Source organism: Citrobacter sp. Cm038 (assembly GCF_030333105.1).
In the GTDB taxonomy this organism is placed as follows: Bacteria; Pseudomonadota; Gammaproteobacteria; order Enterobacterales; family Enterobacteriaceae; genus Citrobacter; species Citrobacter murliniae.
Window position 1 is genome coordinate 126,209 of the sequence record NZ_JAOWGO010000017.1, and the last position, 17,762, is coordinate 143,970.

The window sequence follows — 17,762 nt, forward strand, 5'->3', positions numbered from 1 at the left end:
TGATTCTTTGTGTATCATTATTGAGATTTTAATGGTGGCGGAGAATAAAAAATGATGAATTGCCCAAAGTGTGGACATGCGGCGCACACCCGGAGCAGCTTTCAGGTTACTGATAGCACGAAGGAGCGTTACTGCCAGTGCCAGAACATTAATTGCGGCAGCACATTTGTCACCCATGAAACGGTTGTACGATTTATCGTTACCCCGACAATAATCAATAATGCCCCGCCGCACCCTACGCCGGGTGGTCAAGGGCACATGAATTTTTAAAACAAGAACCTGCTGCGGCAGGTTTTTTATGCGTCAGGAATTTCACCCGTTTCTATAAAATGCACAAAACTTTCTTCATCAATGATGATCGTACCCTTCATGCGTGCAGCATTTACTTTGGAAGGACCGGCATTGTATCCGCAACAGAGCATCTGCAGATTTTGAGTAACGGAACTTCTCACTGTCATGCTGTGCGCCTCGGCAACTTCAATCAAACGCTCTTTATCTGCCTTTTTGAAACCTGTAAAACAGACGTCAAAAGTTAGGGTTTTGGGCTTGGTCGCCTTGGTTAGATGGATGTAATTTTCTGGAAGGAAGGACAGACAGGCTTGCTGTGCTTCATCAGCAGATGTGCATTCTTGAAGTATTCTATCTTTACGAAACGTTCTTATTGAATGGGCTGATTGGCATATACCCTGAATGTGGTTATCGCTGTGGCTAACACTGCTTATTGAATGGGCACCAATGCGCGCATTCGCATTGATGTAAACAAAGTGCATTTCTTCCATGTGAATCACCTTTATTACACAAACGGCTAAGATGTTATGAACGGTGGGCAAATTGGCTGCCGCCATTTTGCCGCCACAGCCAAACAAAAAGGGGTTACGTTTTCACGTAACCCCTTGTTTTATTTGGTGGAGCTGGCGGGAGTTGAACCCGCGTCCGAAATTCCTACATCCTCGGTACTACATGCTTAGTCAGTCTTTACATTCGCACGCCAGCTGCGGACAGACACGCCACTAACGAACTAGCCTGATTAGTTTTAGCACTTCAGCCCCAGGCAGGACATCCATGCGATCTCTTTTGGGTTTGACCTCTCTTGATCCCCGTCTTAAGAGCGGAAGCTAGGGAGAGAGGGCTCTTAGCAGGTTATTAAGCTGCTAAAGCGTAGTTTTCGTCGTTTGCGACTATTTTTTTGCGGCTTTTTACGAGGCCAACCGCCCCTCGGCATGCACCTTGGGTTTCGCAAATCCCGTCGAATCCAGAATCAGCCCCAATGTGTTGCAGTAAGTATAACAGACTTGTGACATGCGTGACCAGCCCCTGCAACCCCTTATCCTCAACGATTTACCGCTCGCGCAGCGCTTCTTTTGCGCGGTTAAACGGTTTGATTAAATAGTCGACGATGGTTTTTTCACCTGTTTTTATATCCACTGTGGCAATCATACCCGGAACGATAGAGAAATGACGTCCCAGTTTGTTCTGCAAATAGTCCTGGTGGGTGCGGATAAAAACGCGGTAGTAGAAAATTTCCGGTTTTACTTTGTCCTGGATAGTATCCGGTGAGATGGTTTCAACCACACCTTCCAGTCCGCCATAAATGGCGTAGTCATAGGCAGTGATCTTCACCAACGCCCGCTGGCCGGGATGGATAAATGCGATGTCGCGCGGTGACAGGCGTGTTTCTATCAACAGGTGATCGTCCACTGGCACGATCTCCATCATTTCGCCGTTAGGCGGAATTACGCCGCCAATGGTGGTGACCTGGATGTTTTTCACGATGCCGCGCATGGGGGTACGTACCGTCAGGCGGGTAACAGAATCCTCGCGTCCTTTCAAAATAGATGCGAGCATATCCACTTCTGCGTTCGCTTTTGACAGTGCTTCACGCGCCTGCACGTAATATTGCGAGCGCAGGTCGGTGATTTTCAGCCCCAAATCGCTTTTTTGTCGCTGCAGGCGCAGCACTTCCACATGGCTGGCGGCTCCGCTTTTCTCCAGTCGTTGGGTGATCGCCAGCTCTTTATTCACTGATACCAGCGCATCCTGCAGTTCCACCATCGAGTCGGCAAGTTGTGCCCGACGGCTTTTATACAAGCGGGTTTCGGTGGCGATAAGCTCCGGCCAGGCTTTTAGCGAGTCGGGAAATGTCAGCGGTAGATCGTTGACTTCGGCATTGAGCCTTGCGCTGGAGGCCAGCGAGGCGCGGAATCGGGCTGCGCTTTCACCAACGTTTGATTCAGAACGGGTCGGGTCGAGGCGAGCCACAATTTGATTGGCTTGCACTTTATCTCCTTCGCGCACCGTCAGTTCTGCGAGGATACCGCCGTCGAGCGACTGCAACACCTGCTCACGCGAGCTGGGGATCACTTTCCCGCTACCGGTGGAAACTTCATCCAGTTTGCCGAAATACGCCCATATCGCTAATACCGCAAACAGCAGTGTGCTGAGCAGAATAATACTGCTGGCACCGGAAAAACGGTGTTCGCGGCGGATATCGAGGTCGTCCATGGCGGCATCATGCGGATTGGTTTTCATTTTTCCACTCCCGACCGTGAGTCTGTGTGGAAGCCCGGCTTGCATTCAGCGCTTGTGCTTTCGGGGCATCCATTACCAGTTGACCTTCTTTTAACACCACCACGCGTTCGACAAGTTCGAGAACCGGAACGCGATGGGTGGCGACAACCAACGTGCGGTTGCCCAGCCACAGGTTCAGTCGTTGAATAAACTCTCGCTCGGTGTGTTCATCCAGCGATGCGCTTGGCTCGTCGAGCAGTACGATATTGGGGGATCTCAGAAGCATTCTTGCCAGCAGAATTGACTGTCGCTGCCCGCCGGAGAGACCGTTGCCACCCTCCATAATAGGGTGAGCCAGCCCTTTGGCGAGCTGCTTCACAAATGCTGCTGCGCCGCTGACTTCCAGTGCGTCAAATATCTGCGCATCGCTGGCATGTGGTGCGCCGAGGGTCAGGTTCTCGCGCAGCGTCCCGAAAAACAGTCGCGCGTTTTGGCTGAGAAATCCGATGTTTCTGCGTAAATCAGCCATATCGATTTGCGCCAGGCTCAGGTTATCAAGCCGGACATCGCCCTGAATAATGTCTATGCCGCCTGCCATTGCCTGTAGCAGAGTGGATTTTCCTGCGCCGTTACGTCCGAGGATGGCGACCCGTTCTCCTGGCATGATTTCCAGGCGCGAGATGCGCAGCGGTACGCGCTGGTCCTCACTGTGGTAGCGAAAATGCGCATTTTCAAACAGATAGTGGCCATGAAAGATCTCCTGATGTACCCGGTTTTCATCGTGCTGGGTTTCAGTGGGCAACTGCATAATGCTGTCCAGACCCATCTTCGCCGCTTTGACCTGCTGCCAGCGTGCCAGCACGCCGCACAGGTTAGCCATTGGGGCGATCATCCGTGAGCCGAGCATGGAGGCCGCCACCACGGCCCCGGTGGTCATCGTACCTTCAATGACCATCGGTGCGCCGAACATAATGATTGCCGCGTAGACCAGACTTTGTACCGACATTCCCCAGCCAATCAGTCCCTGTGTCAGCTTGCGGGTGCGCAGACCGGACTCTCCGGTAATGCGGATGTAGCTGTTCCACTGCTGCAAAAAGCGGTTCTCCGCCTGCATCAGTTTGATGTCTTCCAGCCCCTGTACGCTCTCGACTAGCACGGCGTTACGTAGAGTGGATTCGTGAGCAGCCTGGTTGGCGAGCACCGACAGTTTTTTCTGTAACAGCAATCCCGGCAGGATCATCAGAATGGCGGCGACAGGAGCTATCCACGCCAGCGGTGGGGCAATGCATGCCAGCACGACAATAAACAGAAAGAAAAAGGGCAGATCAACAATGGTCGACATGGTGGAGGAGGTGATCATCTCACGTACCTGCTCCAGCTCGCGTAGCTGGGAAATAAAGCTTCCCGTTGAGCGAGGCACTGCGCTGTTGCGCAGCCGCAAGGCATGGCTGAACACGCGATCGGAAATCCGCATGTCAGCGCGTTTACCGAGCAGATCCATAATATGGGTGCGCGCTTCGCGGAGTAAAAAGCCAAACAGCACCGCTACCAGCACTCCAGTTGAGAGAACATACAACGTAGGATATGACTGGGCAGGGATCACCCGGTCATAGACCTGCATGGAAAAGATAATCCCGGCGAGCGACAGGACGTTAATCAGAAATGCGGCGATCATTACCGGCAGGTAAGGACGGATGTCCTTTAACACCAGTTCACGCATCCAGTCAGGCTTAAAGCGCGAAATGTAGCGATCTACCCGACTGTCTTTCAGCGCTGATAATGGGCGCAATGCGGTGATGGTGTGGATTTCCGGCAGCAGTTCCGTAACAGTCAACCGATTGCGCTGTCCCTCTTCGGCAATGATAAACACATCCAGCGTATCTTCGCCGTTGAAATGTTCTATCACCATAATTTGGCCGTCGCGAAGTTCAGCCACCACTGGTAAACGCCACTGGCTGAATACCTGCTTTGTGGTATCCAGTGTATGAAATGACAACCCCGCCTGTCGGGCCAGTTGCGTCAGGGCGAGAGACCTGTTTTTACCAGCAAACCACGGGGCGTTGGCCTGAATTGCACCGGGTGAACAGGTCACGCGGTAGTGGCCGGCAATGTGGGTAATCGCCTGCGCCCATTGGCTGAGAGTCGGTTCTCCAATGACATCTTCGGTATGCGGGTCGACCTGGCTCATAGCTGTATCTCCACCGACTGGATGCTGCGGTTATTTAAGGCGAACGCCTGACGTAGCGATCCGGTGTTGTAGAGGCAGTTCAGTTGAAGCTGACGAAGCTGACTTTGGGTCTGTAGCTCGGCAAAACGGGCCTGATACACTTCCTGTTCTGCATTCAGTACGTCGAGCAGCGGACGTGAACCGAGGTCGAGATACTGCTGCTGATAAAGTTCGCGCGTACGTTCGCTCAGCTGATGCTGGCGGCGCAGAATTTGCAGGGCGCTGGCGAGACTCATCGCCTGGCTACGGGACTCCAGTAATTTCTGACGTACGTCGAGTCGGGTGCGCTGGATGGAATATTGTGCGGACTCTACCGCATGGCTGGCGGCGTTGCGTCGGGCTGTGAGGCCGCCGCCCTGATACAGCGGCATCTCAACTTTTACCCACGTTGAGTACTGTGTTTTGTCGAGTACTTCATGGCTGGGATACTTGTCATTAAGGTAATGCTGAACAGAGGGCTCCAGAGAGAAGGTCGGTGTCATTTGCGCATTGGCGTAGTCCAGGTTTGCCTGTGCGATGTTTGCCTGTGCCCATGCCGCGAGTACGGCAGGAACCAGCCTGTCGTCCGGTTTTGCCACATCACAACTGCTGTCCAGTTTGACCGGGAACTCATTGCTGATGCCGTTGAGTGAGTTCCAGCCGAGAAAACTCATCAGCGTCGCCTTGCTGCTGTCGAGGTTAGCCTGATACTGCGCCAGCTGTGAGCGAGCAGACTCAATACGCGCGTCAGTTTGTACCACGTCTGACTGCGACGTCGCCCCTTCATTATTGCGTTCCCGGGTCAGCCTGCCGATGCCGTTCAGGGCGACGAGCTGCTCTTCGGCGGCATCGACCATTTGCTGCCACGCCTGAACCTGGACAATGGCGTTTGCGGTGGCGTGGGCGACGGTATCAATGCTGAGTAATACGTTTGCCTGTTGCTGAGCGGCCCCGGCGGTTTCAGCCCGGACCTGGCTTGCTACTTTGCCGAAGTCGTACAGCATTTGTGATACCGAGATCACCAGTGACGGACTGAAACCGTGATCGTTATAGGTATTGCTGTATCCGTTGTTCATTCCGGCAGTGACCTGCGGATAATATTTCGATTTCGCCACGTCGATCTGCTCATTCTGTGAGAGCAGTTTACCGATGGATTCACGAATAGAGGGGTGCCAGCTTACAGCGCGGCTTACCGCATCGCTAAGCGTCAGATTGCCGGGCGCGGCGGCGCTAAGCGGTAGTTCGGCCATGGAACCATCGAGAGAGGGAAGCATCTGGCTGGTGGCCAGCCCTTCCGGCGTAATAACGTGAGGTTCATCTTCGGCATTAACCCATAAGGAACAGAGCGTTAATGCCAGCAGTAAAGCGACAGGGGCGACACGTCTCATAGTTTATCCCTTTCAAAATACGGCTGTGACGACTGTTATTGCCCCGGACGTCATGGCATCCGGGGCTGTAGTTATGGCGTTACGGTACTGATTTCAGGTCACAATGTGGTTTTGTTGGATCAGCTCGTCGAGCGTGGTGTGTACGTTCTCCAGAGTAATGAGATTAGTCGAGTGATACGTTGCGCCCGTACCGTCGCGGTCGATAGAAACCACCGTGTTGTTACCATTGGTGGAAACGGAGAGATAATTGCCGAGCGTGGCGTTTTGCCCGTTCCAGCCGACCAGCAGGTCGCCGATATCGATTTTGTCTCCCTGCGCCAGTGAGAAATTAGTCCATGTGTCCGTTGTTCCGTTGCCACCGGTCGCATCGTTGGCGCTGAGCAGGTGATAAATCAGCGTATCGCCATATGCGCTGCCGATAAGACGATCGGCATCGGCGGTGCTCACGACCTGCGGATTCATGTCGATGGTCAGCGTGGCAGTATCGGTATGGCCTTTCTGGTCGTTCAGGGTGTAGGTAAATGTCTCTTTGTTGGTGATCGTCGCAAGAGAGACATCATTGTTGAGGGTATAGGTGTAATGGCCGTCAATCCCGATGGTCAGTTTGCCGTACAATCCATTGATGGTAGCGCTGGCGGTACTGCTCCCCAGCGGATCCAGCGTAGCGGTGCTGCCGCCTGCGCCATTCACCGTCAGCAGGGTATGCACGCTGGCAATATGGTCCCCGTCATAGATATTGCCTGTGACGTTATTCACGCCGGAAGTTTCGAAGTTATCGAGGTCGACTACCGAGCCTTTGACACTTGGCGTGATGGTAATGGAACCCACACCCAGTGCACCGACGCTACCGGTATAGTCCAGACGATAGTTCCCTGCGTGCAGCACGAGCCCGTTCAGGGCGATATCAATGTTGCCGCCGAGCAACAACCCACCGTTGAATGAATCCCCGGCCACCTTAACGCCTTTGCTGTCGTACAACGCCCAGACGACATTCAGCCCGCCAAGCGTTAGCCCGGATGCCACGTTAAAGTGCAGCACGACATTCTGCACCGCTGTACCCGCTGCCACCTCGATGGTGCCAGTGCCGCTTTTCGAGCTTGGCACCAGCAAAGTGTTCCAACTGGCATTCCCTACGCTGGTATCAGTAAACGGCTGAGAGGTGTCCTGCAGTGTGGTGACCGCCATCTGGCTGCTGATGTCATTTACTGCATCCAGCGCCTGTGGCGTCGCCTTGATGTTCAGCGACGCGCTGCCGGTATCGCCGTTTGGTGCTTTTACCGTATAGACAAAGCTGTCCGGCGTATTGATGCTGTCTGCGCCCAATCCACTTTTCAGCGTGTAGGTGTAATTGCCTTTCGCATCGATTATCAGCGTACCGTACTGCCCGTCAATGCGCGTGGTGCCCGTGGCATTGACCGTGACGCCGTTCACTTCAGTGATGACCGTATTGGCCGGAGCCGAGTCATTAGCCAGAATGTTGCCGTTGGTTGAGGCGCTCAGACTGTCTACTGCGTAGGTGTGATCCGCCTGAATATTCAGGGTATAGCTTGTCAGCAGGGTCAGGCCGCCTGAGGCGTTAAGCAGGAACAAATAGTCGCCACCAGGCAGCGTGATGGTATATGCCGTTGAGCTGCCGCCTAACAGCGCGGTGACCCAGTTTGGTTGTACCCGATATTGCTCATACTGCTGGATTGTCTCATTGAAACGGTAGACGTAGAGATCAAAACCGCCAAGCGTAACGCCGAGAACATCAGCCTGAATTGTCAGCGTGCGGGTGGCACCGTCATCAACGTTGAATTTGATCGGGTTGGTCAGGCCGTTTACCAGACTGACGTCCAGAACATTACCCAGGCCGATATTCGCGAGTGTGAAGCCGGTTTGTTTTGACGGTCCATGGTCGACCGCGCTGACTTCCGTTCCGTAGGTCAGTGAGGCTACATCATCCGCAGCCGTTACGGTACTGGTTGCAGGGCTTTGACCTAGTGTGACCACTAATTTTGCCGAAGAGTGATCATTACCGTGAGTCAACGTATAGGTGAAGCTTTCGGAACGCCCATAGACCGATGCCGATGTGTTGGTGAGAGTGTAGGTATAGCTACCGTCCTGGTTAATATGCAGGATGCCGTATTTACCCTGAATATCAGCTCCACCCGCGGGGATGTTCACCAGATTCCCGTTGCCATCGGTAATCGAGGTCACCCGGGTACCGGAAGGGGCGTTATCCTGTCCGTTGGTGGGGTCGGTATCTGTGATGATGTTGCCGGATTCCGTCAAGCCACCGGTGATGTTTCCGGCGCTGGTTTTCACCACCGCAACATCCAGACTGGTATAGGCACCGGTAGCCAGCAGGCTGGTGTTGTAGCTGACTACGCGGTAATCCCCGCCTGTCAATCCATCATAGTTGAGCGTCACTCCTGAAGCACCGAGCGTTAGCAGATCGGCAAACTGGGGTTTTGAGGTATCGACTACCGTAACCCAGGCGTTGAGCGCGGTGTCAAAGCGCTGGATAACGATCTCCATGGTGCTCAGCAGTGACAGCACAATGCCGGTTGCGGCAGCGTTGATGGTGACGGAACCACTGCCACCAGACTGGATGCTGAAATTGACGGCGGCCGTGTTGTTCCCCAGCACGTTAGCCACTGTTCCCAGTGCATCCACCAACAGAAAACCATAATCGCTTTTGTGCTCATTGGTGATGGTGACATCGGTTTGTAATGCCAGCCGGGTGACGTTGTCTTCGGCCAACAGCGGCAATACCGGGGCGATAACACTTGTCGGTGATGAGGTGTTGCCAGCCGCATCGGTTGCGGTGGCGGACAACGACTGGCCCTCAATCTGGCGAACCGGCAGGGTTACGCTGTATACACCGCTGCTGTTGGCGATAGCCGTTACGCTGCCACCACCAGGCAGGGAGATGGTGACGGTGCTTCCCGCTTCGGCGATACCACTGATGGTTCCGCCATCGGCACTGATCAGGACCGTTGGTGCTGGCGGTGGCGTGGTATCCACGATGACGCTGAATGCGCCGGATAAACCGCCTGAACCGTTGGCATTTGCCGCACTGGCGGTAAATGCGTGGTTGCCTTCGCTGAGTGCACTGCCAGGGGTAAAGCTCCAGAGTCCGTTACCGTCAGCAGTCGTTGTGCCCATCAATACCCCATTATTGTAGAGGCTGACGACGGCGTTAGCCTGCGCCGTTCCGCTAAGCGTCGGGCGGGTATCATTGGTGGTTTTCCCGGCGGCGACTGCGCCAGTTATCGTACCTATATCATCAAATACACTGGAAATAACAGGAGCAGGTGGCACGCCAGTAAACGGAGCCAGCGCGCTACCTGGCGAACCCATGTTGCCTGCCGCATCCTGTGCGCTAACCAGCAGCGTTTGCCCACTGATCTGCGGTGGGTTAAGGATGAAAGTAAAGTTGCCGGATGCATTGGCCGTTGCGGTGCCGAGTACGGTTCCGCTACTTGAGGTGATGATTACTGTACTGTTTGCTTCAGCAACACCTGCTAACGTGGTGCCGTTGGCGTTAATCACCAGTCCGGTAGGAATGCCCGGAGCGAGGGTATCGACCACTATCGCGGCGGCAGACGATGTCCCGCTGGTATTTCCTGCGGTATCCGTTGCCGTGATAGTAAAGGCATGCGCACCCTGAGTCAGCGCTGTGGGTGGGGTGTAACTCCAGTTGCCGTTTCCGTCTGCCGTCACGCTGATGACAAAGTTGCCGTTGTCATAAATATCGACCCGGGCATTGGCTTCCGTGGTGCCGTTTAATGTCGGGCGCGCGTCATTGGTGACCTGGTTGTTGCCAATTACCCCTGTGTTTGGTCCCACATCATCAATAATGCTGCTAATTGATGGTTGCGCCGGAGCAGTAATGTCCACGATAACGGTAAACCCGGCTGTCGCGCCGCTGGTATTTCCCGCGGCATCGGTGGCGGTCACAGTGAAGGTATGTGAACCGTTAGCAAGCGGTGTGCCTGGCGTAAACGACCAGCTGTTATTGCTTTGCACGAGCGCGGTGCCGAGCAGTGTACCACCGTCATAGATACTAACGGTGCTGCCCGCTTCGGCGGTGCCGTTTAGCGTTGGACGGGCATCATTAGTCAGTTGCCCGTTGCTCAGCGCCACATTAAACGCACCGCCTGCAACATCATCCACCACCGTGATTAGCTGTGGTATTGAAGGCGGGACCGTGTCGACATTGATAATAAACCCGGCGGAGGCAGAGCTGACGTTTCCGGCGGCGTCGGTGGCGATGGCGGTAAATACGTGCTGGCCATTACTCAGGGTGGTTGGCAGATATTCCCAGGTGCCATCTATTGCCGCTGTTACCGTAAACAGCAGTGTGCCATTGTCGTAAATGGCGACTCGCGCACTGGCCTCCGCTGAACCGCTCAGAACAGGACGAGTGTCATTGGTAAACGCACCGCTCGACAGCGTACCGGTTCCTGGCTGCACGTCATCGAAAGCTTCAATAATCGTGGGCGCAAGAGGGGGGATGGTATCAACGATGATACCAAACCCGGCCGACGAGGGACTGACGTTTCCGGCGGTATCCGTTGAAGTCACGGTCAGTGTGTGATTGCCGTTACCAAGTGCGGTCCCGGGGGTGAAATTCCAGGCTCCATTCCCGTCTGCCGAAACCGTACCGATAAGCGATCCGTTATCGTAAATTTTGACCGTTGAATTGGCCTCGGCGGTGCCGCTAAGTGTGGGGAGTGCATCGTTTGTGGCCTGGCCGTTGCTCAGAATACCGGTTATCGGGCCGACGTCATCGACGACCTGAGTGATGGCGGGCGTGGTTGGCGATACGGTATCAACCGTGAGCGTAAAACTGTTAGATGCAGGGCTGGTGTTGCCTGCGCTGTCGGTGGCGGTTACGGTCAGCGTATGCGTACCATTGCCCAGCGCTGTTGTGGGGGTAAAACTCCAGGTCCCACCAGCGCCTACGGTGGTGGTGCCGATTGGCTGACCGTCACTCAGGACAGTAATAGTTGCGCCAATTTCGCCAGTCCCGCTCAATGCCGGGCGGGTTTCGTTCGTTGTCTGACCATTATTAATCGGGCCTGTTGTGGGAGCCGTATTATCCTGCACTGTACTGATGACCGGTGCCTGTGGAGCAAGGGAATCCAGTTCGAGGGTGAAGGACGAGGAGGAACCGCCTGTATTACCCGCCTTGTCAGTAGCAACGGCGGTAAATACATGCTGCCCCTGACTCAGCGCGTTATCCGGTGTGAAGCTCCAGTTACCTGACTCATCGACCAGGGCCGTGCCGATATCAACGCCTTTATCGCGGATCGTGATGGTGGAGCCAACTTCCCCTGTACCGTTCAGCGTAGGTTGCGCGTCATTGGTCAGTTGCCCGTTTGTCAGCGATGTGCTGCCGGGTTGATCGTCAATTACTGAGGTAATAAGCGGCGCGGCGGGTGGTAGTGTGTCTACAATCAGGACGAACGGTGGCGTCGCCGGGCTGATATTACCAGCACCATCCGTGACGGTTGCGGTCAACGAATGACTGCCTTCGCTGAGTGAAGATGGCGGCGTAAAGTTCCAGTTGCCGTTTTCGTCGCTGGTGGCAGTGCCAATTACCGCGCCATTATCGCGAATAGTGACAATGGAATAAGGCTCGGTAACGCCGTTGAGCGTTGGCGTACTATCGTTGGTTGACTGTCCTGATGTAAGCGTTTGGGGAGTGCCAACATCGTCCGTCACCGTCACAATGGATGGGGCGTCCGGGATCAAAGTATCAACAATAATCCGGAAGTCCGTAGACTCATCTCCCTGATTGCCTGCTGCGTCAGTCGCGCGCACGGTAAAAATATGCTCGCCTTCTCCCAGCGAGTTTGTCGGGGTAAAGCTCCAGAATCCGCTGCTGTTTACCGTGGTTGTGGCAATCGCAACACCTTTATCATAGAGGGTGATAGTGGCGCCAGCTTCACCGGTTCCGTTTAAGGTTGGGCGCGAGTCGTTAGTCATTTGCCCCTTATCTAACGATCCTGCGCCCGGTGAGATGTCGTCTATGATGCTGGTGATGGTCGGCGCCAGTGGGGCGGTGCTGTCGATGGTGATGGCGTAGTTGGGTGACAGACCGCTGTCAGTACCGCCAACAGTTTGTGACACAGTAAAATTATAGGTTGTACCTTCCGCCAGGATTGTAGGCAGTTGATAACTCCATGCGCCAGAAATGGCATCGGCAGTCACTGTGGTCAGCAGGATCCCATTTTGAAATATATTGACCGTTGCGCCAGCAGTCGCGTTTCCTTGCAGTAGCGGTTGGGTATCGTTGGTGGTTTTACCGTTACCAATGACGCCAACGCCGGGAGCGATATCATCTACGATTTCAAGAGTTGGCGGGTGCGGTACACTGGAAGTGGCGGCTGCAAAAGAGGTTGGACCGCTCTGATTACCCGCGGGATCCTGGGCGATGACGTTCAATGCCTGACCTGTTGTTTGCGCCGGTGACAGGGTGACAGAATAATTTCCGGAACCGTCTGCGATCCCCTGGCCGAGAACCGTAGTACCGCTGCGAATGATAACGGTACTGCCCGCTTCGGCTTTACCGATAACCAGCGTACCGTTTGGATCTACGCTGGTGACTGTAGGTGCGTCGGGTGCCAGAGTGTCGACAGTTAAGGTGACAGCGTTCCCTGCTGGTAGCACGTTACCTGCGGCATCCTGTGCGCCGAAAGTCAGTGTGTGAGAGGCGTTAGCGGAGAGAGTAACTTCAACACTCCAGTTCCCATTCGCGCCAACAGTTGCCGTAGCAATAGCGACAGGATTACTGCCATCATAAATTAATACGGTGCTGCCGGGAGTGCCGGTTCCGCTAATGGTGGGGGTCGTATCATCCGTGACGCTTCCGTTACCAAGCGAACCCGTAATAACGCCGGCGTTATCCTGAATATCTGTTACCAGTGGTGAGGCCAATGTTGTGTTGTTTACCGTAAACGAGATGCTGTTTGAGCTGCCGCTGGCGTTACCAGCCACATCGGTTGCGATGGCGTTCAGGGTATAGTTTCCGTTTGCCAGCGCCATTCCGGGAGTGATGCTCCATTCGCCGTTAACGACAGTAGTGGTGCCGATAACCGTGCTGCCGTTATACAGGGTGATGGTGTCTCCGGTAGTACCGGTTCCGCGAATGGTCGGTGTCGTGTCATCGGTCACGGCATTGGGACCGATATCGCCTTTGACGTTACCGACGTCATCACTGGCGGCGATAATCACCGGAGGTGCAGGCGGTGTTGTATCGATGTTCAGTAGGACAGGATCCGATGGTAAGCTGACATTTCCTGCCGGATCGGTTGCTGTGATAGTCACCTGGTAATTACCCTGAGCGACTGGGGTGGTTGGCGTATAACTCCAGCTGCCATCTGCACCGACCGTCACTTCACCCAGCGGTGTAGTATTGCCATTAAGGAAAATGGAAATACGATCCCCGGCACTCCCCGTCCCGCTGAAGGTTGGCGTGGTATCGTTAGTGGTACCGTTGGTGATAATTCCGGTTATCGGGTTGGTATCATCAGTCATCGTCGGTGGAGCGGGCCTCACCGGCGGCTGATTATCCACCGTCAGAGTAAAGCCTGCTGACGGGATCCCCGAGTTGCCCGCAATGTCGGTAGCCGTTGCGGTGAATTTGTGTGGGCCATCCGACAGGGGAGTGGGAGGCGTAAATGTCCAGGTTCCATCGGGCTTCACGAGGGCGGTGCCAATGGGACCGTTATTATCAAAAATAGTAATTGTCGCACCAGCTTCACCGGTTCCGGACAGTTTTGGCTCGGTACTCTTCGTGCTGCCCCCGTTACTCAACGTTTTCGTATCACTGCCAATCAGGCCTTCCGCAGAAGTGATGACGGGTGCTGCGGGTGGTGTGGTATCAATAGTCAGCGTGAAATTTCCGGCGTTACTGACATTGCCCGCTGTGTCTGTCGCGATAGCAGACAGATTGTGGGGGCCTTCACTGAGAGGCTGGCTAACCTGGAAACTCCAGCTCCCTCCCGTGATGACTGTCGCCGTTCCAATCGGGGTAGCACCATCGTAAATAGTGATGGTGGATCCAACTGTTCCGGTGCCTTTCAGTAGCGGCAGGTTGTCGTTTGAACGGCTACCAGAAGGCAGATCGACTGGCGCATTTCCGACGTCGTCTGTGGCGGTCGAAATAGTGGGGGCTCCAGGGGCCTGAGTATCAACGGTAACAGTGACGATGGTTTGTGAGGTGACGACGTTACCAGCTGCATCTGTGGCTGTCACCTTAAAATGGTGATCGCGGTCGCTGAGCGCTTTGTCCGCTGGTACGGTATAGCTCCAGGTACCTGATTTATCGATAAGTATCACTGTCATCAGCAGGCTGCCATCATACAGCGTCACCAGAGAGCCAGGTTCACCGGTCCCAGAGATGGTGGGTGTACTGTCATTGGTCACCCAGCCGTTATTCGCGATGTTACCGGTGATAGTGCCGACGTCGTCGCTTATCAGGGTAATGACCGGTACGGTTGGAGCAACACTATCAACAATAATTTTCCAGCTTGCGGCGCTGCTGGTGTTGTTGGCGGCATCCGTCGCCGTCACTGTAAATACGTGCGCACCCTGACCTAGTGAGGTGGTTGGTGTGTAGTTCCAGTTACCGTTGATATCGGCGGTAACGGTCGTCAGCAGTACGCCATTATCATATATTTTGACCTGAGAACCGGCCTCGGCGGTGCCCTTGATTTCCGGTTTGTCGTCGTTAGTTAGCGTATTGTTATCGATGTTGCCGACGATCTCGGCAACATTGTCTATGACGGCAATGATAACGGGCTGGTCTGGCGCAGTGAGGTCCGGGGCAAGCGCAGTGGTCGGCTGGCTCTCGTTTCCTGTGTTATCCGTTGCGGTGGCTTTTACCGTTTCACCGTTGATTTGTGACGGCGAGATCGGCACGGTGAAATTCCCCCCGCTGTCTGCCTGGCCAGTGCCAATAGCAATGCCATTGCTGTTTTTGATGGTGATGGTACTACCCGCCTCAGCGTGACCACTCACCGAACCACCATCCCCGGCGACGGTTACACCTGTTGGTGCATCAGGCGCCGTGGTGTCCGGCGCGGTGACATTAGCATTTTCACCTGTGTTGCCAGCCGCATCAGTGGCGTTAGCGGCAAGCTTCTCTCCGTTAATCTGTGGCGGAACCAGCGTAGCGGTAAACTCCCCGTTAACGCCGGCTGTTGCTGTACTAATGATGTCGCCGGCCGGATTCAGTATATGCACTGTACTGTTGGGCTCTGCCGTGCCGGAGACCTGGTCGCCAGTAGGAGTGATCAGCAAATTGCCAGGCGGCAGTGGGGCGGTAGTATCCGGTGCAAGCGCGGTTTCTGGCTGGCTCGGGTTTCCTGCCGGATCGGTTGCGATGGCCGTTAGCGTTTCGCCATTGGTCTGCGGCGGGGTAATCGTAATGGTAAAAGAACCATCCGGTCCGGCGACGCCACTACCTATCTGATTACTGTTGCCATCGGTAATAACCACAGTATTGCCTGGCTCGGCCGTTCCTGTGATGACGGATCCATCAGTTGATACGCTCAGATCATCCGGAGGTGATGGTGGTTGAGTGTCGATATTTATGTTGAATGCTGGCGACATTCCCCCTGTACCCGACTGGTTAGTCGCGGTGACAGTGAAAGCGTACGGACCATCTGGCAACTGCATGCCGGACGTCCAACTCCAGTTGCCGCTACCGTCTGCAAGCACATTGTCGATAAGCGTACCGTTGTTATAAATTTTAACTGTACTGTTGGCTTCTGCGGTTCCGGAAAGGGTAGGTGTAGCGTCGTTAGTAGCCTGATTGTTGCTCAAGGTTCCGGTAGACGGTGCGACGTCATCCATCACGCTGACGATAACCGGTACACCCGGATAGCCAGAGTTCTGAGCGTTGAATTGCGTCTCCGGACCAACGTTGCCCGCTTCGTCCTGAATCCTGACCGTAAGTGATTCGCCATGTGTCTGCGATGGTGAAATATTAATAGAGAAATTGCCGCCTGGCTCGACGATGGCTGAGCCGAGCAACTGGTTATTGCTGCCAATAATCATGACTTTGCTACCGGCTTCCGCGTTGCCGGTTACCGTTGTACCTTCAGGATTAATACCGGAAATTGTTGCGGCTAACGGTGGGGTGATATCGACGGTAAATGTTGGTACGGAGGTTTCTGTACTCACGTTACCTGCAGCGTCGGTTTGCGTGGCCGTCAGATTGTGGATGCCCTCGCTCAGCGGTATATCCGGCGTAAAAGTCCAGTTGCCATTCTCATCAACCTGGGTCATGCCAATCAGGATGCCATTATCAGAAATGCTGATGAAGTTGCCGGCTTCACCGGTACCGGAGAGGGTTGGCGTGTCGTCGTTAGTCACGGCGTTATTGTTGACAGGTCCGGTAATGGAATCTGCATCGTCGGTTACCTGGCTGACTACTGGCGCATCAGGGGAGACGGTGTCGATGATAATCTCCCAGACTTCAGACATTTCACTGCTGCCCGCATTGTTCGATGCGCTGACCGTGAACTCGTGAGTACCATCCGCGAGAGGAGATGAAGGCGTAAATGTCCAGTTACCATTGGCATCAATAGTGACCTGGCCAATTTCAGTGCCGTTGTCGAAAATATGCAAAGTAGTGTTCGCGGGGCCGGTTCCCTGAAGAGTAGGGGTACTATCGTTGGTGGATTCCTGCTGATTTACGATGCCAGTAATAAGCTCCTGATCATCTGTTACGCTGGTAATAACGGGCACATCTGGTGTTGCTGGCGTCGTTGTCGGTGGCGCACCGCCATCACCATCGCTGTCACCATTACCGTTATTACTGTTTCCGCTACCATTACCGCCGTTGCCATTTCCGTTGCCAGCGTTATTCCCGCTATCACCGCCACCACCACCTCCACCACCGCCTCCGCCTGCAGCGAGGGCGATGCCCCCCGCAACCGCGACGCCGCCGAGAACCCAGGGCCAGACAGCTCCGCCTTCATGACTGCCTTCCGCTGTCATCAGCGGTGTCAGGTCATCAATGTGCTGAAAGTGGAATGCGCCATCGGTATCCTGAACCCACCACAGTGCGCCGTTGTTATCTTCGAGAACGAGCTGGCTTTTGTCATTACCGTTTGCGACGTAAAAATTTTTAATCGTGATGGTTTCGCCTGAGCGGAGTGTGACAACCAGATCCTGATTAATACGAGTCAGTTGACTGATGTCCTCACGTTGAACGGACAGCTTCACGACAGACGGTGCACTGAGCGTAACTTCAGAGGCTTCAATATTTGTGGAGACCCCAGTCAATTTTGATACAACGGCGAGTAGACGCATATGTTCACTCCTGATGGCTGGCCGGGAGTATTAATTCGCAACGGCGCGCTGGGAATAATGAGCAGACAGGTGCCCCGTTCATCATGAAGATGAATTTACACATGTAATTTCATTGGTTAGGTCGTAATGATGTCAGCTGCTTATATAAAATTAATCCTGGCCCCGTGGTCAGATAGTTCTTTCGTATTAGATGATATAGTCACAAAGAAAGTATTCTGCAACTTCTACATATTAAAAACATATGGTGATAATTCAGGTAGATACTAATTAAAGGCTGATTGAGTACGGATGTTTTCATATTGCATTGTATTTTAAGGTTTTTTGGTTTTATCTGCTGAGTCGGA

General features: G+C 54.2%; 6 protein-coding genes and 1 other RNA gene. 1 reads left to right on the forward strand and 6 read right to left on the reverse strand.

Annotated elements, in window-relative coordinates:
* Positions 1-51: 51 nt before the first annotated feature.
* Positions 52-270, forward strand: a complete 219-nt coding sequence (locus tag OGY01_RS08700; RefSeq protein ID WP_023184674.1) for an ogr/Delta-like zinc finger family protein — start codon at positions 52-54, stop codon at positions 268-270.
* Between the two features lie 26 nt (positions 271-296).
* Here OGY01_RS08700 and OGY01_RS08705 read toward each other — a convergent pair whose 3' ends face one another.
* The 6 genes from OGY01_RS08705 to OGY01_RS08730 all read right to left on the reverse strand — a co-directional run bounded on the left by OGY01_RS08705 (position 297) and on the right by OGY01_RS08730 (position 17,418).
* On the reverse strand, positions 297-779 hold the full coding sequence (locus OGY01_RS08705; protein ID WP_286492915.1) for a BRCT domain-containing protein: 483 nt from the start codon (positions 777-779) through the stop codon (positions 297-299).
* A 124-nt stretch (positions 780-903) separates the two neighbouring features.
* Positions 904-1,266: a transfer-messenger RNA gene (gene ssrA / locus OGY01_RS08710) on the reverse strand.
* Positions 1,267-1,338: 72 nt separating this feature from the next.
* Positions 1,339-2,502 carry a beta-barrel domain-containing protein gene (locus OGY01_RS08715; RefSeq protein ID WP_136345271.1) on the reverse strand — a complete coding sequence of 388 codons (1,164 nt, stop codon included), beginning with the start codon at positions 2,500-2,502 and terminating at the stop codon, positions 1,339-1,341.
* A 7-nt stretch (positions 2,503-2,509) separates the two neighbouring features.
* Positions 2,510-4,696 carry a type I secretion system permease/ATPase gene (locus OGY01_RS08720; RefSeq protein ID WP_048220773.1) on the reverse strand — a complete coding sequence of 729 codons (2,187 nt, stop codon included), beginning with the start codon at positions 4,694-4,696 and terminating at the stop codon, positions 2,510-2,512.
* Positions 4,693-6,102, reverse strand: coding sequence for a TolC family outer membrane protein (locus OGY01_RS08725; protein WP_286492917.1), 1,410 nt, complete (start codon positions 6,100-6,102; stop codon positions 4,693-4,695). The genes OGY01_RS08720 and OGY01_RS08725 overlap by 4 nt, the downstream gene beginning before the upstream one ends.
* Before the next feature lie 93 nt (positions 6,103-6,195).
* Entirely contained in the window at positions 6,196-17,418 is an 11,223-nt protein-coding gene (locus OGY01_RS08730) for a BapA/Bap/LapF family large adhesin (protein WP_286492920.1), read from the reverse strand.
* Between the last annotated feature and the right edge of the window lie 344 nt (positions 17,419-17,762).